Raw genomic sequence first — 26,063 nt, forward strand, 5'->3', positions numbered from 1 at the left:
CCGGATGAACTCTCAAATGGGGGGACCTGGGGGGTTTTTCAACCGCTGTCGGACGATTCCCGGCCGAACGGCGAGCGGTCTGTAACCACAGGTTGCAGCCGCCGGCCGGAAAGGCCTGGCGGCTGGCTGTCAGCGGGCCTGGCGCTGTTGCAGCAGCAGGTTGCTGAAACCGTTGGCGGACAGGGCCTTCTGCGACTGGGCGAGCTGTTCGCGGTTGGCGAAGGGGCCGACCAGCACCCGGTGCCAGGTTTCTTCACGCACGGTGCCGGACTCGACCCGCACGTTCTGGCCGAGCAGGATGATCTGCGCCCGCACGCTTTCCGCATCGTCCTTGCGGCGGAAGGAGCCCGCCTGGAGGAAGAATTGCGTGGTCACTGGTGCTGCGGTGGCCACCACCGGGGGCGGTGGCGGGGTCTTGCCGGCGAGCGCGGCTTCGGCGCGTTCGGCGTCGATCTTGGCGGCTTCTTCCGGGGTCACCGGTTTGACTGGCGGTATGGCCGCTGTTGGTGGCGGCAGCGCATCCGGCGGCACGATGACCTCGGACTCCGGCAGCAAGGTGTAGAAGTCGTACTTGGGCTTTTCCGGCGTAGAGGCCGGCGGCGCCGGTTTTGGCTTGGGCTGCGTGCTGGTGCGCTCCGGTTCGCCCCGGTCGCGCTTGACCGCGTCGCTGCCCGGCTGCAGGTTCATCAGGGCCATGATGAACACGCCCACCACCAGACCGCAGGCCAGCCAAATCCAGCCCGGGACGGGCTTCTTGGCGGGGACCTTGTAGCGGCTGGCGCCGCGCTTCGGTGCAGCCTTCTTGCGTGCAGCCACTTACATGCGCTCCAGGGTTTCCAGGCCCAGCAGCTCCAGGCCCTGTTTCAGGGTGCGGCCGGTAAGGGCCGCCAGGCGCAGGCGGCTCTGCTGGGTCGCCGGGTCTTCGGCGGTGAGGATCGGGCAGTTCTCATAGAAGCTGGAGAACAGGCCGGCCAGGTCATAGAGGTAAGTGCACAGGGTGTGCGGCGTGCCTTTGTCGGCGACGTTGCCGAGCACTTCGCCGAACTGCGCGAGCTTGGCGGCCAGGGCCTGCTCCTGCTCGGCAACCAGCTGGATTTCGCCGCCGATCTCGTCAGCGCCCTTGCCCAGCTTGCGGAACACGCCAGCCACGCGGGTGTAGGCATACAGCAGGTAGGGTGCGGTGTTGCCCTCGAAGCTGAGCATCAGCTCGAAGTTGAAGCTGTAATCGCTGGTGCGGTGCTTGGACAGGTCGGCGTATTTCACCGCACCGATGCCCACGGCGTGAGCGATCTGACGCAGCTCGTCCTCTTCGAGGACGATGCCCTTGCTCTCGTTGAGTGCCTTGACCAGCGCATAGGCGCGCTGCTCGGCTTCGTCGAGCAGGTCGATCAGCTTCACCGTGCCGCCGTCGCGGGTCTTGAATGGCTTGCCGTCGGCGCCGTTCATGGTGCCGAAGCCCATGTGTTCGAGCTGCATGCCGTCGTGCACGAAGCCGGCGCGGCGCGCCACCTCGAAGGCCATCTGGAAGTGCAGGGCCTGGCGCTGGTCCACGAAGTACAGGGCGCGGTCGGCCTTGAGCGTCTGGCTGCGGTAGCGCATGGCCGCCAGGTCAGTGGTGGAATAGAGGTAGCCACCACCGGCCTTCTGCACGATCACCGGCAGCGGGTTGCCTTCGGCATTCTTGTACTCGTCGAGGAAGACGCACTGGGCCCCGTTGTCTTCGGTCAGCAGGCCCTTGGCCTTGAGGTCGGCGACCACGCCCGGCAGCTCGTCGTTGTAGGCGCTTTCACCCTTGACGTCGGCCGGGGTCAGCTTCACGCCCAAGCGGTCGTAGGCTTTCTGGCAGTGCGACAGGGAGATGTCGTTGAAACGGTGCCACAGGCGCATGCACTCGGCTTCGCCGGCCTGCAGCTGTACCACCAGGGCGCGGGCGCGCTCGGCGAATTCCGGGGACTCGTCGAAGCGCTTCTTGGCCGCGCGGTAGAAACCTTCCAGGTCGGCCAGCTCGCTTTCCGCGGCGGCCGGGTTCTCTTCCATGAAGGCCAGCAGCATGCCGAACTGGGTGCCCCAGTCGCCCACGTGGTTCTGGCGGATCACCTCGTCGCCGAGGAACTCCAGCACGCGTGCCACGGCGTCGCCGATGATGGTGGAGCGCAGGTGGCCGACGTGCATTTCCTTGGCCAGGTTCGGCGAGGACAGGTCGACCACCACGCGCTGCTTGGCGCCGGCCTTGCGCACGCCAAGGTGATCGTCAGCCAGGGCGGCCTCCAGGCGCTGGGCGAGGGCATCGCTGTTCTGGAAGAAGTTGAGGAAGCCCGGACCCGCGATCTCGACCTTGGCGATGCTGTCGTCGGCCGGCAGCGCGGCGATCAGCTTCTCGGCCAGGTCACGGGGCTTCATGCCCGCCGGCTTGGCCAGCATCATGGCGATGTTGCTGGCGAAGTCGCCGTGGGTCTTGTCCTTGGTGTTCTCCACCTGGATCGCCGGGCTCAGGCCTTCGGGCAGCACACCGTCAGTGGTCAGGCGGCTCAGGGCTTGCTGGATCAGGTGGCGAATACTGTCTTTCATGGTCTGCTCGTCCGGCCGCGAAGCGGCTGTGCCCAGGGGCGCTGGTTGAAAACTGCGCATTATCGGCGTGCTTGGTCCGCCGCTTCAAGTTCTAAGCGGCGCAATCACGCCCCGATTCACGTCTGTCGCGTCAGAACAGGTCAATCGGGTCGACATCCAGCGACCAGCGCACGGCCCGGCCGCTCGGCATCTGCTCCAGGGCCAGCATCCAGCTGGCGAGCAGCTTGTGCAAGGGCGCGCGGGCATTGGCCTGGACCAGCAGCTGTGCGCGGTAGCGGCCGGCGCGCCGCTCCATGGGCGCGGGCACCGGTCCGAGCAGTTCGATACCGCTGAGGGCCAGTTCGTTCACCAGCAGTTCGGCTTCGCTGCACGCTTCGTCGAGAAAGCCCTCGGCCTGCCCGGGCTTGTGCGCCTCGGCGCGCAGCAGGGCCAGGTGGCAGAACGGCGGCAGGCCGGCGCTGCGGCGCTCGCTCAGGGCCTGTTCGGCGAAGGCGAAGTAACCCTGTTCGGTCAGTTGCACCAGCAGCGGGTGGTCCGCCAAATGACTCTGGATGATGACTTTGCCCGGTTCTTCGGCACGGCCCGCCCGGCCGGCGACCTGCACGATGAGCTGGGCCATGCGCTCGCTGGCGCGGAAGTCCGCCGAGAACAGGCCGCCATCGGCATCGAGAATCGCCACCAGGGTCACCCGCGGGAAGTGGTGCCCCTTGGCGAGCATCTGGGTGCCGACCAGGATGCACGGTTCGCCTTTTTGCACGGTGTTGAACAGGGTGATCATGGCCTCCTTGCGCGAGGTGCTTTCCCGGTCGACGCGCAGCACCGGGACGTCCGGGAAGAGGATCGCCAGGCGCTCCTCGGCGCGCTCGGTGCCGGCGCCGACAGGGCGCAGATCGACGGTGTTGCAGGTTGGGCAGTTGCTCGGCTGGCGCTCGACATGGCCGCAGTGGTGGCAGCGCAGTTCGTGGTAGCGCTGGTGCACGGTCATGCGCGCGTCGCAGCGCGGGCATTCGGACAGCCAGCCGCAGTCGTGGCAGAGCAGGGTGGGGGCGAAGCCGCGGCGGTTGAGGAACACCAGCACCTGCTGCCCGGCCGCCAGGGTCTGGCCGATGGCCTGCTGCATGGGGCCGGAGATGCCGGCGTCCAGGGGGCGGCTCTTGATGTCCAGGCGCAGGAACCGCGGCGGATGAGCGCCGCCGGCGCGCTGATTGAGACGCAGCAGGGCGTAACGCCCGGCATGGGCGTTGTGCAGGCTTTCCAGCGACGGCGTGGCCGAACCCAGGACGATGGGGATGTTTTCCTGGTGGGCGCGCACGATGGCCAGGTCGCGGGCGTGGTAGCGCAGCCCTTCCTGCTGTTTATAGGAGGCGTCGTGCTCTTCGTCGATGATGATCAGGCCGGGGCGCTGCATGGGCGTGAACAGCGCCGAGCGGGTGCCGATGATGATGTCGGCCTCGCCATCGCGGGCGGCCAGCCAGGCATCCAGGCGCTCGCGGTCGTTGACGCCGGAATGCAGCAGGGCGATGCGGGCATTGAAACGGCGTTCGAAGCGCGACAGGGTCTGCGGGCCGAGGTTGATCTCGGGGATCAACACCAGGGCCTGCTTGCCGGCCTCCAGTGTTTCGCGGATCAGCTGCAGGTAGACCTCGGTCTTGCCGCTGCCCGTGACCCCCGCCAGCAGGTAGGTGTTGAAGCCGCCCAGGCCAGCGCGAATGGCCTCGGCGGCGGCCCGCTGCTCGGCATTGAGCGGCAGCTCCGGCTGGGCCAGCCAGTTAGCGGGGCGGGCGTTGGGGTGGTGCCGGCGCACCTCGATCCGCACCAGGCCTTTCTCGCGCAGCAGTTCCAGGCTGTCGCGGTTCAGTTGCAATTGGCTGAGCAGCTGATGGGCAACGCCGTGGGGATGTTGGGCAATGGTTTTCAGTGCCTCGCGCTGACGCGGAGCCCTGTTCAGGCGCGGGTCGTCGAGGCTGGCGCCGTCGCTCAGGTGCCAGAAGCGCTCCTGCCGCACTTCGGCGGGCTCGCCCTGGCGCAACAGCACGGGCAGCGCCCAGCTCAGGGTGTCGCCAAGGCTGTGCTGGTAGTACTGGGCCGTCCACAGGCAGAGCTTGAACAGGGCGGCGGGCAGCGGTGGCTGGGCATCGAGCAGTTGCAGGGCAGGCTTGAGCTTGTCCGCCGGTACCTCGCTGTGCGCTACCACCTCGACCAGCACACCGATCAGCTCCCGCCGCCCGAACGGCACCCGCAGGCGTACGCCCGGCTGCAGCGCGCTACGCGGGACGCCGGGCGGCGCGCGGTAATCGAACAGGCGACGCAGCGGTGAAGGCAGGGCAAGGCGCAGAATGGCGTCAGGCACGCGGCAGGGCTCCCGGCTCTGAGGGGTGGCGATTGGGGCGCGATCTTATCACGCGTCCAGTCGACGGCCGGCCTTGCGTCGATGTCTCGCTCTGGTATAGTGCGCGGCCTGATTCCGTGCGGTATTCAACAATCGTGTTGGATGGCGGCACGCTAGACCTGAGGAATTCATCATGAAAGCTGATATCCACCCGACTTACGAAGCCGTTACCGCTACCTGCAGCTGTGGCAACGTCATCGAAACCCGTTCCACCCTGGCCAAGCCGCTGAGCCTGGACGTGTGCAACGAGTGCCACCCGTTCTACACCGGCAAGCAGAAGATGCTGGACACCGGTGGTCGTGTTGACCGCTTCAAGCAGCGTTTCGGCATGTTTGGCGCCAAGCAGTAAGCTTGCGCGCAGCGACGTAACCCTGATGGGGTATTGCTCGCTACTGAAAAAGGCGTCCCAGGTGGGCGCCTTTTTTGTGTCTGCGCTTTTTCTGCTCCCGGCCGAGGCCTACTGCCCTGCGCCCGCGACGCTGAGCAGCGCCAAGGTGCAGCGTGTGGTCGATGGCGACACGGTGCGCCTGCAGGACGGTCGCAGCATCCGCCTGATTGGCCTGAATGCGCCGGAAATGGGGCGCCAGGGGCGTTCCGCCGAACCCTTCGCCGAGGCCGCACGAAAACGCCTGGCGGCGCTGATCGCCGCGAACGACGGGCAGGTCGGGGTGCAGCTCGGGCGCGAAGCCAAGGACCGCTACGGCCGTACCCTGGCGCATCTGTATGACCGCGAGGGGCGCAACCTGGAGGCCCAACTGCTGGCCGAGGGCCTGGGCTACCGGGTGGCGGTCGCGCCCAATGTGGCCCTGGCTGCCTGCCAGCTGGAGGCCGAGCGGCAGGCCCGCGAAGCCCGGCTCGGCCTGTGGCGCAAAGACCCGGTGATCGATGCATCGCAACTGGCATCCGGTGGCTTCGCCCTGGTTCGTGGTCGGGTGGAGCGTGTCGAGCGCAACCGTGGTGGCATCTGGCTGGAGTTGCAGGACTCGCTGGTACTGCGCGTCGCGCCGCAGTTCCAGGCGTCCTTCGATCTGAAACGCCTGCAGGCGCTCGCCGGGCGTTCTGTCGAGGCGCGGGGCTGGGTGATTGACCGCTCCCGCCGGGGCGGCGTAAAACCGGGGCAGGCACGCTGGATGCTGCCACTGACCCATGAGGCGATGCTGGAGGTGTTGCCATGACCGTTCGTGATTTCGTTGCCCTCGGGCTGGTACTCGGCCTCTTGAGTGGCTGTGCGGTGAACCCGGCCACCGGGCGCACCAATTTCGTGATGATGAGCGAGCAGCAGGAACTCGACCTGGGGCGCCGCTACAACCAGGAAATCATCAAGCAGAACCCCCGCCACGCCGACGAAAAGCTGCAAGCCTATGTGCAGCAGATCGGCGAGCGCGTGGCGAAGGCCAGCCATCGCAGCCAGCTCGATTACCAGTTCACCGTGGTCGACAGCCCGGACGTCAACGCCTTCGCCCTGCCGGGTGGCTACATCTATATCCATCGCGGCCTGCTCGCCTACCTGAATTCGGAAGCCGAACTGGCCGCGGTACTGGGGCACGAGGTCGGCCACGTTACGGCCCGTCACAGTGTCCAGCAGCAGAGCCAGTCGAGTGCCTGGAACATCCTGGGCCAGGCGGTGGCCATCGGCACCGGTGTCGGGGCGGCCGCTGACCTGACCAACGTGCTGGGCACGACGTTCGTGCGCGGCTATGGCCGCGATATGGAGCTCGAGGCAGATGGGCTTGGCGCCCAGTACCTGGCCCGCAGCGGCTACGACCCGCAGGCGATGATCGAAGTGGTCAAGGTGCTGAAGAACCAGGAGGTCTTCGCCCGGGACCAGGCTGCCAAGCGCGGTGAAGCCCAGGCGACGGGCGGTTACCACGGCCTGTTCGACACGCACCCGGATAACGACCGCCGCCTGCAGGAAGTCCTCGGGCCGGCACGGGCGCTGGTTGCCGGGCAACAGATCGTCAACCGCGAGGTGTTCTTGCAGCACCTGGAAGGCTTGCCGTTCGGCGACTCTGCGGCCACTGGCGTGCGTCGTGGCCAGAACTTCTATCACGCGGAATTGGGGTTCGCCCTGGGCTTCCCGGATGGCTGGGGCATCGTCAATCGGCCGGATGCTGTGATTGGCCATACCCCGGATCAGCAGGCCTTCATCGCGATGACCCTGGAAGCGAACGACCAGGGCCTGGCGCCTGCCGACCTGCTGCGCCAGCGCGCCGGCAATACGCGCCTCGCCAACGGCGAGGCCTTGCAGCAGGCGGGCTTGCAGGGGTACACCGCCGTGATTCCAGGGAATCCGGCCCGTCGAGTGGCGGTTGTAAGCAAAGGCAAGCAGGCCTACCTGTTCGTCGGGGTGACCCGTGGCAATGCCTCGCTGGACACCCAGGACGCCAGGTTCCTGCAGGTCATCAAGAGCTTCCATCCCCTGACCACCGCCGAACGCAAGCTGGCCGAGCCGCTGCGCCTGCACATGGTCAAGGCGAAAAGCGGCCAGACCATGGCGGCGCTGGCCAAGGACAGCAAGTTGCCGGACGATGCCGAAGCGACATTGCGCCTGCTCAACAACCTCTATCCGACGGGTGAGCCCAAGGCGGGCGACTGGCTCAAAGTCGTGCGCTAGGGCTTGGTCCCAGGCTGACCGAACAGTCTTGTGCAGGTGTATACAACTTGCGTATCCTCGCCGCCTGCCTGTTCAACAGCCAAAAAAGCGGAAATGCCACTATGTCTGATCTCAAAACCGCCGCTCTCGAATACCACGCTCAGCCCCGCCCGGGAAAGCTGAGTGTCGAGCTGACCAAACCCACCGCTACCGCCCGCGATCTGTCGCTGGCCTACAGCCCTGGCGTTGCCGAACCCGTTCGTGAAATCGCTCGTGATCCTGAGTTGGCCTACCGCTACACCGGTAAAGGTAACCTGGTCGCCGTGATCTCCGATGGCACCGCGATTCTCGGTCTGGGTGACCTCGGTCCGCTGGCATCGAAGCCGGTCATGGAAGGCAAGGGCGTGCTGTTCAAGCGTTTCGCCGGTATCGACGTGTTCGATATCGAAGTCGACTCGGAAAGCCCGCAGGCGTTCATCGACACCGTCAAGCGCATTTCCATCACCTTCGGTGGCATCAACCTGGAAGACATCAAGGCGCCCGAGTGCTTTGAAATCGAGCGCGCGCTGATCGAGCAGTGCGACATCCCGGTCTTCCACGATGACCAGCACGGCACCGCGATCGTGACTGCTGCCGGTATGCTCAATGCGCTGGAAATCGCAGGCAAGACCCTGCCTGAAGCCAAGATCGTCTGCCTGGGCGCTGGCGCTGCAGCCATCTCTTGCATGAAGTTGCTGGTCAGCATGGGTGCCAAGGTCGAGAACATCTTCATGATCGACCGTAAAGGTGTGATCCATGCAGGCCGTGATGACCTGAACCAGTACAAGGCGGTATTCGCCACCGAAACCACCAAGCGCACGCTGGCCGATGCCCTTGAGGGCGCTGACGTGTTCGTCGGTCTGTCCGGTGCGAACCTGCTGAGCGCGGACGACCTGCTGCGCATGGCGCCGAACCCGATCGTCTTCGCCTGCTCCAACCCGGATCCGGAAATCAAGCCGGAACTGGCCCACGCCACCCGTAGTGACGTGATCATGGCCACCGGCCGTTCGGATTACCCGAACCAGGTGAACAACGTGCTGGGCTTCCCCTTCATCTTCCGCGGTGCCCTGGACGTTCGTGCCACCCGCATCAACGAAGAGATGAAAATCGCCGCTGCCGTGGCCCTGCGTGAGCTGGCCAAGCTGCCGGTTCCTCAGGAAGTCTGTGATGCCTATGGTGGCATCAAGCTGGAGTTCGGTCGCGAGTACATCATTCCGAAGCCGATGGATGCGCGCCTGATCACCGTGATTTCCGATGCGGTCGCCAAGGCGGCTATCGAAACCGGTGTGGCCACACTGCCGTATCCGAAGCACTACCCGCTGGCATCGGTGGATGACGTCTTCAACGGCTGATCGTCGTTGCTGAGACCATAAAAAAACCCGCTTCGGCGGGTTTTTTTATGGGGGGGCGATCGACCTCAGAAGAGGTCGATCGGGGCGGCTTCGTCGGCCGGCAGCGGGCTGCCCGGAATGCCCAGGCCCGGATCGAGTTCGCTCATCGGTGGTGGCGAATCCTCGCTCTTGAACAGCTCGAAGTAGGCGTCCGCCGTTCCCGGCGTGGCGGCCCGGCCGCTGTGCGGGTCGATGCGCAGGGTCAGCAGGCCGGCAGGTTCTTCAGGCAGGTGGTTGGGTTTGTCCTTGAGTGCGGCGCCCATGAAGTTCATCCAGATGGGCAGGGCCACCGTACCGCCATACTCGTTGCGACCCAGGCTTTCTGGCTGGTCGAAACCCGCCCAGACCGTGGTGACGTAATCCGCGTTGTAGCCCGAGAACCAGCTGTCCTTCGATTCGTTGGTGGTACCGGTCTTGCCGGCCAGGTCATTGCGGCCCAGGGCCATGGCGCGACGTCCGGTGCCGCGCTTGATCACGTCCTGCAGCATGCTGGTCATGATGTAGGCGGTGCGCTCGTCGATGATCTGCTCCGCCACGGCGGGTGCTTCGCTCGCAAGGCCTTCGCTGCCGGGTTGCGGGTGGGCGACGGTGGTCAGCTCCTCGCCTTGTGGGTTTTCCGGGGCGTTCTTGCGCTCGCCGCTCGGCACCGTGGGCGGATTGGCGACGAACAGGGTCTTGCCGTGGCGGTCGTCGATGCGCTGAATCAGGTAGGGCTGGGTCTTGTAGCCGCCGTTGGCGAACACTGACCAGCCGCTGGCGATTTCCATGGGCGTGAGGTTGGCCGTACCCAGGGACAGCGACAGGTTGCGCGGCAGGTCCTGTTTGTTGAAGCCGAAACGGCTCACGTAATTGAGTGCGTAGTCGATGCCGATGGCTTGCAGCAGGCGAATCGAAACCAGGTTGCGCGACTTGTACAGGGCTTCACGCAGGCGGATCGGGCCGAGGAAGGTGTTGTTGTCGTTCTTCGGGCGCCATTCCTGGTCCAGGTACTCGTCGACGAACACGATAGGGGCATCGTTGACCAGGCTGGCAGCGGTGTAGCCGCTGTCGAGGGCCGCGCTATAGATGAAGGGCTTGAAGCTGGAGCCTGGCTGACGCTTGGCCTGGACCGCGCGGTTGTAGTTGCTCTGCTCGAAGGAGAAGCCGCCGACCAGGGCGCGTATCGCGCCGTCCTGCGGGTCGAGCGAGACCAGGGCGCTTTGTGCGGCCGGCAGCTGGACGAAGCGCAGCGTGCCGTCCGCCTGGCGCTGGACGCGAATCAGGTCGCCGATCTGGGTGACATCGGCCGGTTGCTGGGGGCGCGGGCCCAGGCTGTTGGTGTTGAGGAACGGGCGCGCCCATTTCATGCTGTCCCAGGCAACGGCTTCTTCCTTGCCATTGCGCAGCAGCACCAGGATGCCGCTCTTTTCCACCTGGGTAACCACGGCCGGCTCCAGGCCGCCCAGGGAAATTTGCTTGGCCAGTTCGGTGAGCCAGGTTTCCTTGGTCATGCCCGGCAGGCGGCTGATCGGGCCGCGGTAGCCGTGGCGCTGGTCGTAGCTGATTAGCCCTTCGCGCAGGGCGGTGTTGGCCATCTGCTGCAGGTCGCTGGGGACCGTGGTGGTGACGTTGAAGCCTTCGGTGTAAGCGTCGCTCCCGTAGCGCCCGACCATTTCGGCGCGGGCCATTTCCGCCACGTAGGGGGCAGCGACCTCCGGGGTAGGCACGTGATAACTGGCGTTGATCGGTTCGGCCAGTGCGGCTTCGTAGCGGGCCTGGTCGATGCGGCCGAGCAGGCGCATGCGGCCGAGGATCCAGTCGCGGCGCTCTTTTGCGCGAGCCGGATTGGCCAGGGGGTTGAAGCGCGAGGGAGCCTTGGGCAGGCCGGCAATCATCGCCATCTGCGACAGGCTCAGCTGAGTGATCGATTTGCCGTAGTAGACCTGGGCGGCGGCCTCGATGCCGTAGGCCCGGTTACCCAGGTAGATCTTGTTGACGTACAGCTCGAGGATTTCGTCCTTGCTCAGCTCGCGTTCGATCTGCAGGGCCAGGAGGATCTCATTGATCTTGCGGGAGAAACTGCGCTCGCTGGTGAGGAAGAAGTTCTTCGCGACCTGCATGGTGATGGTGCTGCCGCCAGTCTGGATCTGGCCGCTTTTCAATATTTGCGTGGCAGCGCGCATCAGACTTTTAACGTCGACGCCATAATGGTTTGCGAAATTATCGTCTTCCGCTGCAAGAAGCGCGTGCGTGAAGTCGCTGGGGATGTCTGAAAAGGCTATCGGGGAACGACGCATCTCGCCGAATTCGGCAATCAGCTTACCGTCGCTGCTGAACACCCGCAGAGGGATCTGCAGCTGAATGCTGCGCAGCGATTCGACGGACGGCAGGCTGGGGCTAAGATAGAGAAACGCGCCGCTTAAACTGAGTAGCAGCCCACAAAAAATGGCGACACAAGACCAGCAGAAGAACTTCAGCAGACGCATCAAAATTTTTGGATTTCCAGATAAAAGAATGAGTTAAGTGGAAGGCAAAGCTAAAAGGGAAAAACTGTTCACATTATAAGCGTTTTTTTTACCGGGGAGCCATTTGCGCTTCTGTCAAGACTGTTATTTAATGTGAAAAAACATAAATAGTCCGTAAGTCGCGGATGCCAATAGGAAATCGGTCGTGCTAGGGCTCTTCAATAAGAAAGCGAATACGCTGCTGGGGATCGATATCAGTTCGACCTCGGTCAAGCTCCTCGAATTGAGTCGCTCAGGAAGCCGCTACAAGGTAGAGGCGTACGCTGTCGAGCCACTCCCACCAAACGCGGTGGTCGAGAAAAATATTGCCGAACTGGAAGGTGTCGGTCAGGCACTGTCGCGCGTATTGGCCAAGGCCAAGACAGGCGTTCGTACAGTGGCTGTTGCCGTGGCCGGTTCAGCGGTGATCACCAAAACCATCGAGATGGAAGCGGGGCTCTCGGACGACGAGCTGGAGAACCAGCTGAAGATCGAGGCTGATCAATACATCCCTTATCCACTGGAAGAAGTCGCCATCGACTTCGAAGTGCAAGGGACATCCCTGCGCAATTCGGAGCGTGTCGAAGTGCTGCTGGCCGCCTGCCGCAAGGAAAACGTCGAAGTGCGCGAAGCCGCGCTCGCGCTTTCCGGCCTGACTGCCAAGGTCGTCGATGTCGAAGCCTATGCGCTGGAGCGCGCCTATGGCCTGCTCTCCGAGCAACTGGGCAGCGGCCATGATGAGCTGACCGTGGCGGTGGTCGACATCGGCGCCACCATGACCACGCTCAGTGTTCTGCACAACGGCCGGACCATCTATACCCGTGAGCAACTGTTCGGTGGCAAGCAGCTGACGGAAGAAATCCAGCGTCGTTATGGCCTGTCGGTCGAGGAAGCTGGTCTCGCCAAGAAACAGGGCGGTCTTCCGGATGACTATGACAGTGAAGTGTTGCAACCGTTCAAAGAAGCGGTTGTGCAACAGGTTTCCCGTTCGCTGCAGTTCTTCTTCGCGGCGGGGCAGTACAACGACGTCGATTACATCCTGCTGGCTGGTGGAACTGCATCCATTCCAGACCTCGATCGCCTGATCCAGCAAAAGATCGGTACACAAACCATCGTGGCCAATCCCTTCGCTGATATGGCATTGAGTGGCAAGGTCAATGCCGGGGCGCTGGCGAGCGATGCGCCCGCCTTGATGATCGCCTGCGGTCTGGCAATGAGGAGTTTCGACTGATGGCGCGGATTAACCTACTTCCCTGGCGCGAGCAGCTGCGCGAGGAGCGCAAGCAGCGTTTCCTGGTCACCCTGGCGGGCGTGCTGGTGGTGGCTGCCGGCGCGGTCTTCCTCGGTGACCAGTACCTCAGTGGCGCAATCGAGAAGCAGAACGCACGCAACGAGTTCGTGCGCAAGGAAATCGCTGTGCTTGATGCGCGCATCAAGGAAATCAGCGAGCTGAAGACCCGTCGCCAGCAACTGCTCGAGCGGATGAAGATCATTCAGGACTTGCAGGGCAACCGGCCCATCATCGGTCGTGTGTTCGACCAGTTGGTCAGAACCTTGCCCGATGGCGTGTACTTCACAGGTTTGAAGATGGAAGGCAAGAGTATCTCCGTGGTCGGTGCTGCCGAGTCGAACAATCGGGTCTCCAACCTGATGCGTAACCTGGATGCCTCCGACTGGCTGGAAGCGCCGAATCTGACCGAGGTCAAGGCGGTAACTGCGGGTGCTGTCGATCAGGCAAACGTATTCCAGCTGACCGTTCAGCAAACGCAACCGGATCTTGATACGGCAGAGGAGGCCAAGAAATGAGCTTGAGCGAATCGCTTGAAAGCCTCCGCAAGGTCGATCTGAATGAGCTTGATCTCAACAACGTCGGCTCCTGGCCGGCGCCGGTCAAGTTCATTGCGGGCGTGTTGCTGCTGATCCTGGTTCTGGGACTGGGTTACAACTTTCACCTGAAGGATTTGCAGTCGCAGCTGGAGCGGCAGCGCAGCGAAGAAGTCACCTTGAAGGAGCAGTTTTCCGCCAAGGCATTCCAAGCAGCGAATCTGGATGCCTACAAAGAGCAGATGCAGGAAATGGAAGTGTCTTTTGGTGCGCTGCTTCGTCAGTTGCCCAGCGACACCGAAGTGCCGGGGCTGTTGGAAGACATCACCCGTACCGGTCTGGGCAGTGGCCTTGAGTTCGAAGAGATCAAGTTGCTGCCAGAAGTGGTGCAACAGTTCTACATCGAGCTGCCGATAGAAATTAAGGTGGTGGGCACCTATCACGACCTGGCGACGTTCGTCAGTGGCGTGGCCAGCCTGCCGCGTATCGTCACGCTGCATGATTTCGAAATGCTGCCGGCAACCGCTGAAACCACCTCCCAGTTGCGTATGAGCATCCTGGCCAAGACCTACCGCTACAACGATAAGGGGCTGAAACAATGAAGCGCTCTTGCCTCGTATTGTTATTTGCCAGCGTTGGGCTGGTTGGCTGTGGCTCTGGTGGGGATTTCAGCGACCTGCAGGCATACATGGATGAAGTTCGCGCTCGGCCGAAGGGGTCCATCGAGCCGCTGCCGAAGTTTCAGCCTTATGAGAGCTTCACTTACAGCGCTGCGTCCCTTCGCAGTCCGTTCCAACCGCCGATCAAAATCGAAATGGCCAATCGGCAGAAGGGCTCGCAGGAAATCAAGCCCGATGAAACACGGGTCAAGCAATTCCTGGAGGGGTTCAATATCGAGTCCTTCGAAATGGTCGGCACCTTGTCCAATGACGCAGGAAAGTTCGCATTGGTCAGTGGCGCGGGTGGGGTCCATCGCATCAAGGTCGGCGATTACCTGGGGCGCAACCATGGACGCGTCCTGGCCATCGAAGAATCCAAGGTCGATGTAATGGAAATCGTGCCCGATGGCGAGGGCGGTTGGCTCGAACGGCCGCGAAGCCTCTCTCTCAAGGAGCGCTCTTGATAGAGCGGAGTGAACATGAAAAAAAATAACCGGTCTGCCCAACGGAATTTGAAAATGAAGAGCCCCATTTCCCATCTCGGTCTTTCATTGTTGGCGGTATTGTTTTCGCCGGCACTGTTGGCCGCCAACCTGCAGGCGCTCGATGTAGCCGCGCTGCCAGGTGACCGGGTCGAACTGAAGCTGTCTTTCGACGAGCCGGTTCTCGCTCCGCGTGGTTACACCATCGAACAGCCGGCGCGCATCGCGCTCGACCTGCCGGGCGTTTCCAATAAGTTGGGCACGAAGAACCGTGACCTGGGTGTCGGTAATGCGCGTAGCGTGACCGTGGTCGAGGCCAAGGACCGTACTCGCCTGATCATCAACCTGACCAATCTTCAGCCCTATAACACCCGTGCTGAAGGCAACAATTTGTTCGTGATCGTGGGGGAAGGTGCTGCCTCGTCGGCTGCCGCCCGTACCGCCGCTGCGCCGACTCCGGCTCCGGTGGCGGCTCCTGCTCCGGTAAAGGCCTACGCCGCCCAGAGCAAGGCGATCAGCAACATCGATTTCCAGCGTGGCGAGCAGGGTGAAGGCAATGTTGTCATTACCCTGTCCGATGCGTCGGTCAGCCCCGATATTCAGGAAGTGGGTGGCAAGATTCGCCTCGACTTCGCCAAGACCGAATTGCCCGAGTCGCTGCGCGTTCGCCTGGACGTAAAAGACTTCGCAACGCCGGTTCAGTTCGTCAGTGCCACGGGTTCCGCCGGCAAGGCGAGCGTGGTGATCGAACCGACCGGTTTCTATGATTACCTCGCTTACCAGACCGACAACAAACTGACCCTCAGCATCAAGCCGCTGACCCAGGATGAAGTCGAGAAGCGTAAATCGGAGCGTTTCGCCTACAGCGGTGAAAAACTGTCGCTGAACTTCCAGGACATCGACGTTCGGTCGGTCCTGCAGCTGATTGCGGACTTCACCGACCTGAACCTGGTGGCCAGCGACACGGTGTCCGGCAATATCACCCTGCGTCTGCAGAACGTGCCATGGGATCAGGCGCTGGACCTGGTGCTGAAAACCAAGGGCCTGGATAAGCGCAAGGTCGGTAACGTCCTGCTGGTCGCGCCGGCTGATGAGATCGCTGCCCGTGAACGCCAGGAGCTGGAAGCCCAGAAGCAGATTGCCGAACTGGCACCATTGCGCCGCGAACTGATCCAGGTGAACTATGCCAAGGCATCGGACATGGCCAAGCTGTTCCAGTCTGTTACCGGCAGCGGTTCCGAGGAAGGTGCTTCCGAGGAACGTGGCTCCATTACCGTGGATGATCGCACTAACAGCATCATCGCCTACCAGACCCAGGAGCGCCTGGATGAGCTGCGCCGTATCGTCGCTCAGCTGGACGTCGCTGTACGTCAGGTGATGATCGAAGCGCGCATCGTCGAAGCCAACGTCGACTACGACAAGGCACTGGGCGTCCGCTGGGGTGGTGCCAAGATCCTGGGCGGCGGCAAATGGAACATTTACGGTAACGATGACCAGGGCGACGAAGGTGGCAATACTGGCGATGACATGACCATGAACGTTCCGTTCGTCGATATGGGTGTGGCCGAGCGTACCTCGGGTATCGGTATCGGTTTCATCACCGATAACACCATCCTGGACCTCGAATTGTCAGCCATGGAAAAGACTGGCAACGGGGAGGTCGTATCCCAGCCAAAGGTCGTGACTGCCGATAAAGAAACCGCAAAGATTCTGAAAGGTACCGAGGTGCCCTACCAAGAGTCGAGCTCCAGCGGCGCAACAACCGTTTCGTTCAAGGAGGCGGCGCTGTCCCTCGAAGTGACGCCGCAGATCACTCCAGACAACCGCATCATCATGGAAGTGAAGGTGAACAAGGATGAGCCGGATTATGAAAACGCCGTACTGGGCGTGCCGCCAATCCGCAAGAACGAAGTGAATGCCAAGGTTCTGGTCAGCGACGGCGAGACCATCGTGATCGGTGGCGTGTTCTCCAACACGCAGAGTGCGACTGTCGACAAGGTTCCGTTCCTCGGTGACCTGCCGTACCTGGGTCGCATGTTCCGCCGCGACGTGGTGCGTGATTCGAAATCCGAGCTGCTTGTCTTCCTGACTCCGCGTATCATGAACAATCAGGCCATTGCCGTGAATCGTTGATGAAGTGCGTAATCTGATCCTCGTTGGCCCGATGGGTGCTGGTAAAAGCACCATCGGGCGTCTGCTTGCAAAAGAGTTGCGGTTGCCGTTCAAGGACTCCGACAAGGAGATAGAGCAGCGTACCGGCGCCGATATTCCCTGGATTTTCGATGTCGAGGGTGAGCAAGGTTTTCGTGAGCGTGAGCAGGCGGTGATCGCCGAGCTGTGCGAGGTCGAAGGCTTGGTGTTGGCCACCGGTGGCGGAGCGGTACTGCGCGAAGACAACCGGGCCGCCCTGCGGCGCGGTGGTCGTGTCGTGTACCTGCATGCGTCGGTCGAGCAGCAGATAGACCGCACGGCACGGGACCGCAATCGCCCATTGTTGCGCGGTCCCAACCCCGGCAAGGTGCTCAGTGATCTGTTGACGATCCGGGACCCGCTTTATCGTGAAATCGCGGATGTGATCATCGAGACGGATGAGCGGCCGCCGCGGCTGGTGGTGCAGGAGATACTGGAACGTCTCGAAGCGTTACCGCCCCGTTAAAGCGCAGGCAGAACTGCGCTATTCTATGGCCCTTTAAAATCCGGGGGCTCCATGCAAACTCTTCAGGTCGATCTCGGCGAACGCAGTTATCCCATCTATATCGGTGCGGATGTGCTGCGTGCCGAGTTTCTTGCGCCCCATATCGTCGGCCGTCAGGTCGCCATCGTCACCAACGAAACCGTGGCACCGCTGTACCTGAGCGCCCTTGAGCGAGCGTTGGAAGGCTATGCCGTGACGTCGGTGGTGCTGCCCGATGGTGAGGCGTTCAAGACCTGGGAAACCCTGCAACTGATCTTCGACGGGTTGCTGACGGCGCGGCACGATCGCCGTACCACGGTCATTGCCCTGGGCGGCGGTGTCATCGGCGACATGGCGGGATTCGCGGCGGCCTGTTACCAGCGTGGCGTCAATTTCATTCAGATCCCTACTACGCTGCTGTCCCAGGTCGATTCGTCGGTGGGGGGCAAGACCGGCATCAACCATCCGCTGGGCAAGAACATGGTGGGGGCCTTCTACCAGCCCCAGGCCGTTCTGATCGACACCGCCAGCCTGGTGACGCTGCCAGCGCGTGAACTCTCCGCCGGCCTCGCTGAGGTGATCAAGTACGGTCTGATCTGCGATGAGCCCTTCATCACCTGGCTCGAAGAGAACATGCAGGCGCTGCGGGCCCTCGACCAGGCTGCCCTGACCACGGCCATCGAGCGTTCGTGTGCGGCCAAGGCGCGTATCGTGGCCGCAGACGAGCGCGAGTCCGGGGTGCGCGCCACCTTGAACCTCGGCCATACCTTTGGCCATGCCATCGAGACGCAGCAGGGCTACGGCGTCTGGTTGCATGGCGAGGCGGTCGCGGCGGGCACCGTCATGGCGCTGGAGATGTCCGTGCGCCTGGGTTGGATTTCCCCGGCCGATCGCGATCGCGCCATCCGCCTGTTCCTGGCGGCAGGTTTGCCCGTGGTACCGCCGGCAGACATGACCGCAGAGCACTTCATGCAGCACATGGCGGTCGACAAGAAAGTCATGGATGGTCGTCTGCGGCTTGTGTTGCTGCGCTCCCTGGGTGAGGCGGTGGTCACCGGGGATTTTCCGCGCGACGTTTTGGATGCCACGCTCGGCGCAGATTACGCTGCGCTGCTGAATTCGCTAGAACATTAATGAGTGCATCATGACCAGTTTGCATGCCGACGAGGCGTTTCTCGATCATTACCAGTTCACGCATGACCCGTTCGCGGCACGTGTGCCCGGGTTCAAGTTCTTCCCGGCACAGCGCAAGCCCGTGCTGGGGCAATTGCACCACCTGGCCCGATACAGCCAGTTGCTGTTGGTCGTCAGTGGCCCCGTAGGCAGCGGCAAGACCCTGCTGCGCCAGGCGCTGGTGGCGAGCACCAACAAGCAGGCCGTACACAGCGTGGTGGTGGCTGCCCAGGGGGCGAGCGATTCCGCCGGCCTGCTGCGTCAGGTCGCGCAGGGGCTGCAGGTGCAGCAGCCCGACACGCGCTCGATCCTGGCGCAAGTCGCCCAGCTGGCGCTGACCGGTCAGGAAGTCTACATCCTGGTCGACGATGCCGAGGCCCTGGCCGACGCCGCTCTGGCGAGCCTGCTGAAGTTGGCCGAGGGGGATGGAGAGGGGCGTGCACACGTGTTCCTGTTCGCCGACCCCGAGCTGATTCCTCGCCTTGAGCTGCTGGCCGACGGCGAAGAGTGCTTCCATGCCATCGAGTTGCAGCCCTATAGCGAAGAAGAAACCCGTGAATACCTGGCGCAGCGTCTGGAAGGTGCGGCCCAAGGGCTGGATCTGCTGACGGATGAGCAGATCGCCTCGATTCACGAACGCTCCGAAGGCTGGCCGGGGGCGATCAACGCCGTGGCGCGCGAGACCCTGGTAGAAGAAATGCTGGCCCAGCGCGGCGCTCAGAAGCGCGGCGGTTTTGCCCTCAATCTGCCGAAGAAGCATTTGCTGGCCCTTGGGGTCGTGGCAGTAGGTGTGCTGGCCGCCTGGTTGATGCAGGGGCGTACTCCGGATGTAGCGCCGCCTGCGACCGCGCAATTGCCGCTGGACCAATCAGCGCAGCCCGCCGCCCCCCAACCTGCTGCGCCGACAGCGCCGTCTGCTCCGGCCATCGAGTTCGCCGGCTCCAACCAGCCGCTGCCACTGCCTCTGGTCGGCGAGGCGCAGCCGGTGATTCGAGAGCCGTTGGCACAGGCCGCTGGCCTGACCGGTGCCGAAGAGTCGGACACTGCCGGGGCCGCCAGTGCTGCGGATGTGCCAGCCCAGGCTCCTGCGCCCGTAACACCGGTACCGGTTGCGCCTGCTGTGCCGGCGGTACCCGTCGTGGCGGCAACGCCCCCGGCCGAGCCGGCACCGGCGAAACCTGCCGAGCCCGTGATGAAGGCGCCTGCGCCTGCGCCAACACCTGCTCCGGCTCCAGCGCCCAAGCCCGCTCCAGCTCCAGCGCCGACGCCTTCGTCGGCCCCCGCTGCGGCTGGCTCCAGCTGGTATGGATCGCAGGCCGGTTCGCGTTATACCCTGCAGGTCCTTGGCGCCAGGGCCGAGAGCAGTGCCCAGGCGTTCGTGCGTGAGCACGGCAGTGACTACCACTACTTCAGAAAGCAGCACCAGGGCCAGGCGCTGTACGTGGTCACCTACGGCAGTTTCGCCACCCGTGATGCAGCCCAGGCCGCGCTGAAGAACCTGCCCGCCAAGGTGCAGGCAGGCAAACCCTGGCCGCGTACCTTCGCCAGTATCCGCCAGGAAATCGGTCAGGCCCGCTGACTGATTGTGTGACCAGTAGGTCGTTAGCACGACCTGCTGGTCTATTCGTTCGTTTTAGCGACATTTTTTTTCATCCCCTCGTCACGAAAATTTGTGACGGCTTGGGCGGATATGTACAATGACCTCCCTTTTGCCTGCGCAAAGCTGGCGCTTCGTCCTGCGCGCATGGTAAGTGGTTGAATTAGAAAGCAATTTGCCTTGAAAAAGGCAGCCTGGTGAGAGTCCCTATGAAAGCAGGTTTGTACCGTCCTGATGAGTTCAAGGATAACTGCGGCTTCGGCCTGATTGCCCATATGCAGGGCGAGGCAAGCCACCACCTGCTGCAGACCGCTATTGAAGCGCTGACATGCATGACCCACCGCGGCGGGATCAACGCCGACGGTAAGACAGGTGATGGCTGCGGTCTGTTGATCCAGAAGCCCGATCTGTTCCTGCGTGCGATGGCGCGCGAGCATTTTTCTGTCGATCTGCCCAAGCAATACGCCGTAGGCATGGTGTTCCTCAACCAGGACGACGCCAAGGCCGAGCGTGCCCGCGAGAACATGAACCGCGAGATCCTGGCGGCCGGGCTGACGCTCGTCGGCTGGCGCAAGGTGCCTGTGGATACCAGCGTGCTCGGGCGTCTGGCCCTCGAGCGGCTGCCGCAGATCGAGCAGGTCTTCATCGGTGGCGAAGGGCTCTCCGACCAGGAGTTCGCCATCAAGCTGTTCAGCGCCCGTCGCCGCTCCTCGGTGGCCAACGCCGACGACAGCGAGCACTACATCTGCAGCTTCTCGCACAAGACCATCATCTACAAAGGCCTGATGATGCCGGCCGATTTGCAGCAGTTCTACCCGGACCTGGGTGACGAGCGCCTGCAAACCGCGATCTGCGTGTTCCACCAGCGTTTCTCCACCAACACCCTGCCGAAGTGGCCGCTGGCTCAGCCGTTCCGCTTCCTTGCCCACAACGGCGAGATCAACACCATCACCGGCAACCGCAACTGGGCCCAGGCCCGTCGCCTGAAGTTCGCCAATGGTCTGATCCCCGACCTGGACGAACTGGGCCCGCTGGTCAACCGCGTGGGTTCCGACTCCTCGAGCATGGACAACATGCTGGAGCTGATGGTCACCGGTGGCATCGACCTGTTCCGCGGCGTGCGCATGATCATTCCGCCGGCCTGGCAGAACGTCGAAACCATGGACGCCGACCTGCGTGCGTTCTACGAATACAACTCCATGCATATGGAGCCGTGGGACGGTCCGGCCGGTGTCGTGCTGACCGACGGTCGCCACGCGGTCTGCCTGCTCGACCGCAACGGCCTGCGCCCGGCGCGCTGGGTTACCACCACCAACGGCTACATCACCCTGGCCTCGGAAATCGGCGTGTGGAACTACCAGCCAGAGGACGTGATCGCCAAGGGCCGTGTCGGTCCGGGGCAGATCCTCGCGGTCGATACCGAGACCGGTCAGGTGCTGGCCACCGACGACATCGACAACCGTCTGAAGTCGCGCCACCCCTACAAGCAATGGCTGCGCAAGAACGCCCAGCGCATCCAGGCGACCCTGGAAGACCGCGACCACGGTTCGGCTTTCTACGACACCGACCAGCTCAAGCAGTACATGAAGATGTACCAGGTCACCTTCGAGGAGCGTGACCAGGTGCTGCGTCCGCTGGCCGAGCAGGGCCAGGAAGCGGTCGGCTCCATGGGTGACGACACGCCGATGGCCGTGCTGTCCCAGCGCGTGCGTTCGCCGTACGACTACTTCCGCCAGCAGTTCGCCCAGGTGACCAACCCGCCGATCGACCCGCTGCGTGAAGCGATCGTCATGTCGCTGGAGATCTGCCTCGGTGCCGAGCGCAACATCTTCGAAGAGTCGCCGGAGCACGCGTCCCGCGTGATCCTCAGCTCGCCGGTGATTTCGCCGGCCAAGTGGCGCGCCCTGATGACTCTGGATCGCCCAGGCTTCGAGCGCCAGCTGATCGACATGAACTACGACGAGTCCATCGGGCTCGAAGCGGCCGTGCGCAACATGGCCGACCAGGCCGAAGAAGCGGTACGCAGCGGCAAGGTGCTGCTGGTCCTGAGCGACCGTCACATCGCCCCGGGCAAACTGCCGGCCCACGCCGCGCTGGTGACCGGTGCCGTGCACCACCGCCTGACCGAGAAAGGCCTGCGTTGCGACTGCAACATCCTGGTCGAGACCGCTACTGCGCGCGACCCGCATCACTACGCCGTGCTGCTCGGCTTCGGTGCCTCGGCGGTCTACCCGTTCCTGGCCTACGAAGTGCTGGGCGACCTGATCCGCACTGGCGAAGTGCTGGGCGACCTGTACGAAGTCTTCAAGTACTACCGCAAGGGCATCTCCAAGGGCCTGCTGAAGATCCTCTCGAAGATGGGGATCTCCACCGTCGCCTCCTACCGCGGCGCGCAACTGTTCGAAGCGGTCGGCCTGTCCGACGAAGTCACCGAACTGTGCTTCCGTGGCGTGGCCAGCCGCCTCAAGGGCGCGCGTTTCGTCGACCTGGAAGCCGAGCAGAAGGCCCTGGCCAACGAAGCCTGGAACAACCGCAAGGCGATCCAGCAAGGTGGCCTGTTGAAGTTCGTCTACGGTGGCGAGTACCACGCCTACAACCCGGACGTGGTCAACACCCTGCAGGCTGCCGTGCAGCAGGGCAGCTACGAGAAATTCAAGGAATACACCGCGCTGGTGGACACCCGTCCGGTGTCGATGCTGCGCGACCTGCTGCAGGTCAAGCTGGCCGACACGCCGCTGTCGCTGGATGAAGTCGAGCCGCTGGAGGCGATCTTCAAGCGTTTCGATGCGGCCGGTATTTCCCTCGGCGCCCTGTCGCCGGAGGCCCACGAGGCCCTGGCCGAGGCGATGAACCGCCTGGGCGGCCGCTCGAACTCCGGTGAGGGCGGTGAGGACCCGGCGCGTTACGGCACCATCAAGAGCTCCAAGATCAAGCAGGTCGCCACCGGCCGTTTCGGTGTGACCCCGGAATACCTGGTCAACGCCGAAGTGCTGCAGATCAAGGTCGCCCAGGGCGCCAAGCCGGGCGAAGGTGGTCAGCTGCCGGGTGGCAAGGTCAACGGCCTGATCGCCAAACTGCGCTATGCGGTGCCGGGCGTGACGCTGATTTCGCCGCCGCCGCACCACGACATCTACTCCATCGAAGACCTGGCCCAGCTGATCTACGACCTCAAGCAGGTCAACCCCAGCGCGCTGGTGTCGGTGAAGCTGGTATCCGAAGCGGGCGTGGGCACCATTGCCGCCGGTGTGGCCAAGGCCTACGCTGACCTGATCACCATCTCCGGTTACGACGGTGGCACCGGCGCCTCGCCGCTGACCTCGATCCGTTATGCCGGTGCGCCATGGGAACTCGGCCTGGCCGAAACCCACCAGACCCTGCGTGGCAACGACCTGCGCGGCAAGGTGCGGGTTCAGACCGACGGTGGCCTGAAGTCCGGCCTGGACGTGATCAAGGCCGCGATTCTCGGCGCCGAGAGCTTCGGCTTCGGTACCGCGCCGATGGTCGCCCTGGGCTGCAAGTACCTGCGCATCTGCCACCTGAACAACTGCGCCACCGGCGTGGCGACGCAGAACGACAAGCTGCGCAAGGACCACTTCATCGGCACCGTCGAAATGGTGATGAATTTCTTCACCTACGTTGCCGAAGAAACCCGCGAGTGGCTGGCCAAACTGGGCGTTCGCAGCCTGGAAGAGCTGATCGGCCGTACCGACCTTCTCGAAGTGCTGCCGGGCGAAAGCGCCAAGCAGAACCACCTGGACCTGACGCCGCTGCTGGGCAGCGACCACATCCCGGCCGACAAGCCGCAGTTCTGCGAAGTGGAGAAGAACCCGCCCTTCGACCAGGGCCTGTTGGCCGAGAAAATGGTCGAGATGGCCAAATCGGCGATCGACAGCGCCAGCGGTGCGGAATTCGACTTGGAAATCTGCAACTGCGACCGTTCCATCGGTGCCCGTGTCTCCGGCGAAATCGCCCGCGTCCACGGCAACCAGGGCATGGTCAAGGCGCCGATCACCTTCCGCTTCAAAGGCACTGCCGGCCAGAGCTTCGGCGTGTGGAACGCCGGTGGCCTGAACCTGTACCTCGAAGGCGACGCCAACGATTACGTCGGCAAAGGTATGACCGCCGGCAAGCTGGTGATCGTTCCGCCGAAAGGCAGCCCGTTCAAGACCCAGGACAGCGCCATCATCGGCAACACCTGCCTGTACGGCGCCACTGGCGGCAAGCTGTTCGCTGCCGGCACCGCGGGCGAGCGTTTCGCCGTGCGCAACTCCGGTGCGCATGCGGTCGTGGAAGGTGTGGGCGACCACTGCTGCGAATACATGACCGGCGGTTTCGTCTGCGTACTGGGCAAGACCGGCTACAACTTCGGCTCGGGCATGACCGGCGGTTTCGCCTACGTGCTGGACCTGGACAACAGCTTCTACGACCGGGTCAACCACGAGCTGGTCGAGATCCAGCGGATCAACAACGAATCGATGGAAGCCTACCGCAGTCACTTGCAGCGCGTGCTCGCCGAGTACGTCGAAGAGACCGCGAGCGAGTGGGGTAGCAACCTCCTGGATAACCTGGATGACTACCTGCGTAAGTTCTGGTTGGTCAAACCGAAGGCCGCAAGCCTGAAGTCGCTGCTTTCCAGCACCCGAGCCAACCCGCAGTAATGTGCGCCTGCAGTAGTTTGATGAGGTTTTGAAATGACTGAACGTCTGAATAACGACTTCCAGTTCATCGAAGTCGGGCGCAAAGACCCGAAGAAGAAACTGTTGCGTCAACGCAAGAAAGAGTTCGTCGAGATCTACGACAACTTCAAGCCGGCTCAGGCCGCGGACCAGGCGCATCGTTGCCTGGGCTGCGGCAACCCGTATTGCGAGTGGAAGTGCCCGGTGCACAACTTCATTCCCAACTGGCTGAAGCTGGTGTCCGAGGGCAACATCCTCGCGGCCGCCGAACTGTCGCACCAGACCAACACCCTGCCGGAAGTCTGCGGCCGCGTGTGCCCGCAGGACCGTCTGTGCGAGGGTGCGTGCACCCTCAACGACGGCTTCGGCGCGGTGACCATCGGTTCGGTGGAGAAGTACATCACCGACACCGCCTTCGCCATGGGCTGGCGCCCGGACATGTCCAAGGTCAAGCCGACCGGTAAGCGTGTTGCCGTGATCGGTGCAGGCCCGGCGGGCCTGGGCTGTGCCGACGTGCTGGTGCGCAACGGCGTGACCCCGGTGGTATTCGACAAGAACCCGGAAATCGGCGGCCTGCTGACCTTCGGCATCCCCGAGTTCAAGCTGGAAAAGAGCGTGCTGAGCCGCCGCCGTGAAGTGTTCACCGGCATGGGCATCGAGTTCCGCCTGAACACCGAGATCGGCACCGACATCACCATGCAGCAGCTGCTGGATGAGTACGATGCCGTGTTCATGGGCATGGGCACCTACACCTACATGAAGGGCGGTTTCGCCGGCGAAGACCTGCCAGGCGTCTACGACGCGCTGGACTTCCTGATCGCCAACGTCAACCGCAACCTGGGTTTCGAGAAGAACCCGGAAGACTTCATCGACATGAAGGGCAAGCGCATCGTCGTGCTCGGCGGTGGCGACACGGCCATGGACTGCAACCGCACCTCGATCCGCCAGGGCGCCAAGAGCGTGACCTGCGCCTATCGTCGTGACGAAGAGAACATGCCGGGCTCGCGCAAAGAGGTGAAGAACGCCAAGGAAGAAGGTGTGAAATTCCTCTTCAACCGCCAGCCGATCGCCATCGTCGGTGAAGACAAGGTGGAAGGCGTGAAGGTGGTCGAGACCCGTCTCGGCGAGCCGGACGCCCGCGGCCGTCGCAGCCCCGAGCCGATCCCGGGTTCCGAGGAAATCATCCCGGCCGAAGCCGTGCTGATCGCCTTCGGTTTCCGCCCGAGCCCGGCGTCCTGGTTCGAGCAGTTCGAGATCCAGACCGACAACCAGGGCCGCGTCGTGGCACCGGAGAAGAACACATTCAAGCACCAGACCAGCAACCCGAAGATCTTCGCGGGCGGCGACATGGTGCGTGGTTCCGACCTGGTGGTGACGGCGATCTTCGAAGGCCGCAACGCCGCCGAAGGTATCCTCGATTACCTGGGCGTCTAAGCGCTGGCGCGGGCTGACTGAGTGCCGCGCTGACCGCGACAAATTGACCCGGTAGACAAAAGGCACGGCACTCGCCGTGCC

18 protein-coding genes are annotated in these 26,063 nt (G+C 63.2%); 14 read left to right on the plus strand and 4 right to left on the minus strand.

Going from position 1 to position 26,063, the window contains the following annotated elements:
* Positions 1 to 129 precede the first annotated feature (129 nt).
* From N5C28_RS14255 to N5C28_RS14265, 3 genes are all read right to left on the minus strand, one after another.
* On the minus strand, positions 130 to 816 hold the full coding sequence (locus tag N5C28_RS14255) for an SPOR domain-containing protein (RefSeq protein WP_279823244.1): 687 nt from the start codon (positions 814 to 816) through the stop codon (positions 130 to 132).
* A complete protein-coding gene (gene argS / locus N5C28_RS14260) occupies positions 817 to 2,568 on the minus strand; it encodes an arginine--tRNA ligase (protein ID WP_279823245.1) in 1,752 nt (583 codons plus the stop codon). It lies immediately after the preceding gene.
* A gap of 130 nt (positions 2,569 to 2,698) precedes the next feature.
* Positions 2,699 to 4,918, minus strand: a complete 2,220-nt coding sequence (locus tag N5C28_RS14265) for a primosomal protein N' (RefSeq protein WP_279823246.1) — start codon at positions 4,916 to 4,918, stop codon at positions 2,699 to 2,701.
* 172 nt (positions 4,919 to 5,090) lie between these two features.
* Between N5C28_RS14265 and rpmE the strand changes: the two genes are divergently transcribed.
* From rpmE to N5C28_RS14285, 4 genes are all read left to right on the plus strand, one after another.
* Entirely contained in the window at positions 5,091 to 5,306 is a 216-nt protein-coding gene (gene rpmE / locus N5C28_RS14270; RefSeq protein WP_279823247.1) for a 50S ribosomal protein L31, read from the plus strand.
* Positions 5,307 to 5,331: 25 nt separating this feature from the next.
* Positions 5,332 to 6,132 carry a thermonuclease family protein gene (locus N5C28_RS14275; protein WP_279823250.1) on the plus strand — a complete coding sequence of 267 codons (801 nt, stop codon included), beginning with the start codon at positions 5,332 to 5,334 and terminating at the stop codon, positions 6,130 to 6,132.
* On the plus strand, positions 6,129 to 7,571 hold the full coding sequence (locus tag N5C28_RS14280; protein ID WP_279823252.1) for a M48 family metalloprotease: 1,443 nt from the start codon (positions 6,129 to 6,131) through the stop codon (positions 7,569 to 7,571). Before N5C28_RS14275 ends, N5C28_RS14280 begins: the two co-directional genes overlap by 4 nt.
* A gap of 101 nt (positions 7,572 to 7,672) precedes the next feature.
* A complete protein-coding gene (locus tag N5C28_RS14285; RefSeq protein ID WP_279823254.1) occupies positions 7,673 to 8,941 on the plus strand; it encodes a malic enzyme-like NAD(P)-binding protein in 1,269 nt (422 codons plus the stop codon).
* A gap of 65 nt (positions 8,942 to 9,006) precedes the next feature.
* Here N5C28_RS14285 and N5C28_RS14290 read toward each other — a convergent pair whose 3' ends face one another.
* Positions 9,007 to 11,448 (minus strand): penicillin-binding protein 1A, encoded by a 2,442-nt coding sequence (locus N5C28_RS14290; RefSeq protein ID WP_279823255.1) that lies wholly within the window; start codon positions 11,446 to 11,448, stop codon positions 9,007 to 9,009.
* A gap of 181 nt (positions 11,449 to 11,629) precedes the next feature.
* Between N5C28_RS14290 and N5C28_RS14295 the strand changes: the two genes are divergently transcribed.
* The 10 genes from N5C28_RS14295 (at position 11,630) to N5C28_RS14340 (ending at position 25,982) form a co-directional block, all read left to right on the plus strand.
* On the plus strand, positions 11,630 to 12,694 hold the full coding sequence (locus N5C28_RS14295) for a pilus assembly protein PilM (protein WP_279823258.1): 1,065 nt from the start codon (positions 11,630 to 11,632) through the stop codon (positions 12,692 to 12,694).
* Positions 12,694 to 13,269, plus strand: coding sequence for a type 4a pilus biogenesis protein PilN (pilN, locus tag N5C28_RS14300; protein WP_279823260.1), 576 nt, complete (start codon positions 12,694 to 12,696; stop codon positions 13,267 to 13,269). The genes N5C28_RS14295 and pilN overlap by 1 nt, the downstream gene beginning before the upstream one ends.
* Positions 13,266 to 13,889 (plus strand): type 4a pilus biogenesis protein PilO, encoded by a 624-nt coding sequence (gene pilO, locus N5C28_RS14305; protein WP_279823262.1) that lies wholly within the window; start codon positions 13,266 to 13,268, stop codon positions 13,887 to 13,889. The genes pilN and pilO overlap by 4 nt, the downstream gene beginning before the upstream one ends.
* A complete protein-coding gene (gene pilP, locus N5C28_RS14310) occupies positions 13,886 to 14,410 on the plus strand; it encodes a type 4a pilus biogenesis lipoprotein PilP (RefSeq protein WP_279823263.1) in 525 nt (174 codons plus the stop codon). The genes pilO and pilP overlap by 4 nt, the downstream gene beginning before the upstream one ends.
* A 54-nt stretch (positions 14,411 to 14,464) precedes the next feature.
* The gene (gene pilQ / locus N5C28_RS14315) at positions 14,465 to 16,561 is read left to right on the plus strand and encodes a type IV pilus secretin PilQ (protein WP_279823265.1); all 2,097 of its coding nucleotides are present in this window, start codon (positions 14,465 to 14,467) and stop codon (positions 16,559 to 16,561) included.
* A gap of 4 nt (positions 16,562 to 16,565) precedes the next feature.
* Positions 16,566 to 17,084, plus strand: a complete 519-nt coding sequence (gene aroK, locus N5C28_RS14320) for a shikimate kinase AroK (protein WP_279823266.1) — start codon at positions 16,566 to 16,568, stop codon at positions 17,082 to 17,084.
* Between the two features lie 51 nt (positions 17,085 to 17,135).
* Positions 17,136 to 18,236, plus strand: coding sequence for a 3-dehydroquinate synthase (aroB, locus tag N5C28_RS14325; protein WP_279823268.1), 1,101 nt, complete (start codon positions 17,136 to 17,138; stop codon positions 18,234 to 18,236).
* A 10-nt stretch (positions 18,237 to 18,246) separates the two neighbouring features.
* Positions 18,247 to 19,854 (plus strand): AAA family ATPase, encoded by a 1,608-nt coding sequence (locus N5C28_RS14330; RefSeq protein ID WP_279823270.1) that lies wholly within the window; start codon positions 18,247 to 18,249, stop codon positions 19,852 to 19,854.
* 227 nt (positions 19,855 to 20,081) lie between these two features.
* The gene (gltB, locus tag N5C28_RS14335; RefSeq protein WP_279823272.1) at positions 20,082 to 24,530 is read left to right on the plus strand and encodes a glutamate synthase large subunit; all 4,449 of its coding nucleotides are present in this window, start codon (positions 20,082 to 20,084) and stop codon (positions 24,528 to 24,530) included.
* Positions 24,531 to 24,563: 33 nt separating this feature from the next.
* Complete coding sequence (locus N5C28_RS14340; RefSeq protein WP_279823274.1) at positions 24,564 to 25,982, plus strand: FAD-dependent oxidoreductase; 1,419 nt, start codon at positions 24,564 to 24,566, stop codon at positions 25,980 to 25,982.
* Positions 25,983 to 26,063 lie beyond the last annotated feature (81 nt).

The sequence above is a fragment of the Pseudomonas sp. GD03944 genome (assembly GCF_029839275.1).
Classification (GTDB): Bacteria; Pseudomonadota; Gammaproteobacteria; order Pseudomonadales; family Pseudomonadaceae; genus Aquipseudomonas.

Coding starts and splice junctions, on each gene's coding strand:
- argS (WP_279823245.1), bottom strand. CDS start 2,568: ATGAAAGACAGTATTCGCCACCTGATCCAGCAAGCCCTGAGCCGCCTG.
- rpmE (WP_279823247.1), top strand. CDS start 5,091: ATGAAAGCTGATATCCACCCGACTTACGAAGCCGTTACCGCTACCTGC.
- N5C28_RS14275 (WP_279823250.1), top strand. CDS start 5,332: ATGGGGTATTGCTCGCTACTGAAAAAGGCGTCCCAGGTGGGCGCCTTT.
- N5C28_RS14280 (WP_279823252.1), top strand. CDS start 6,129: ATGACCGTTCGTGATTTCGTTGCCCTCGGGCTGGTACTCGGCCTCTTG.
- N5C28_RS14285 (WP_279823254.1), top strand. CDS start 7,673: ATGTCTGATCTCAAAACCGCCGCTCTCGAATACCACGCTCAGCCCCGC.
- pilN (WP_279823260.1), top strand. CDS start 12,694: ATGGCGCGGATTAACCTACTTCCCTGGCGCGAGCAGCTGCGCGAGGAG.
- pilO (WP_279823262.1), top strand. CDS start 13,266: ATGAGCTTGAGCGAATCGCTTGAAAGCCTCCGCAAGGTCGATCTGAAT.
- pilP (WP_279823263.1), top strand. CDS start 13,886: ATGAAGCGCTCTTGCCTCGTATTGTTATTTGCCAGCGTTGGGCTGGTT.
- pilQ (WP_279823265.1), top strand. CDS start 14,465: ATGAAGAGCCCCATTTCCCATCTCGGTCTTTCATTGTTGGCGGTATTG.
- aroB (WP_279823268.1), top strand. CDS start 17,136: ATGCAAACTCTTCAGGTCGATCTCGGCGAACGCAGTTATCCCATCTAT.
- N5C28_RS14330 (WP_279823270.1), top strand. CDS start 18,247: ATGACCAGTTTGCATGCCGACGAGGCGTTTCTCGATCATTACCAGTTC.
- gltB (WP_279823272.1), top strand. CDS start 20,082: ATGAAAGCAGGTTTGTACCGTCCTGATGAGTTCAAGGATAACTGCGGC.
- N5C28_RS14340 (WP_279823274.1), top strand. CDS start 24,564: ATGACTGAACGTCTGAATAACGACTTCCAGTTCATCGAAGTCGGGCGC.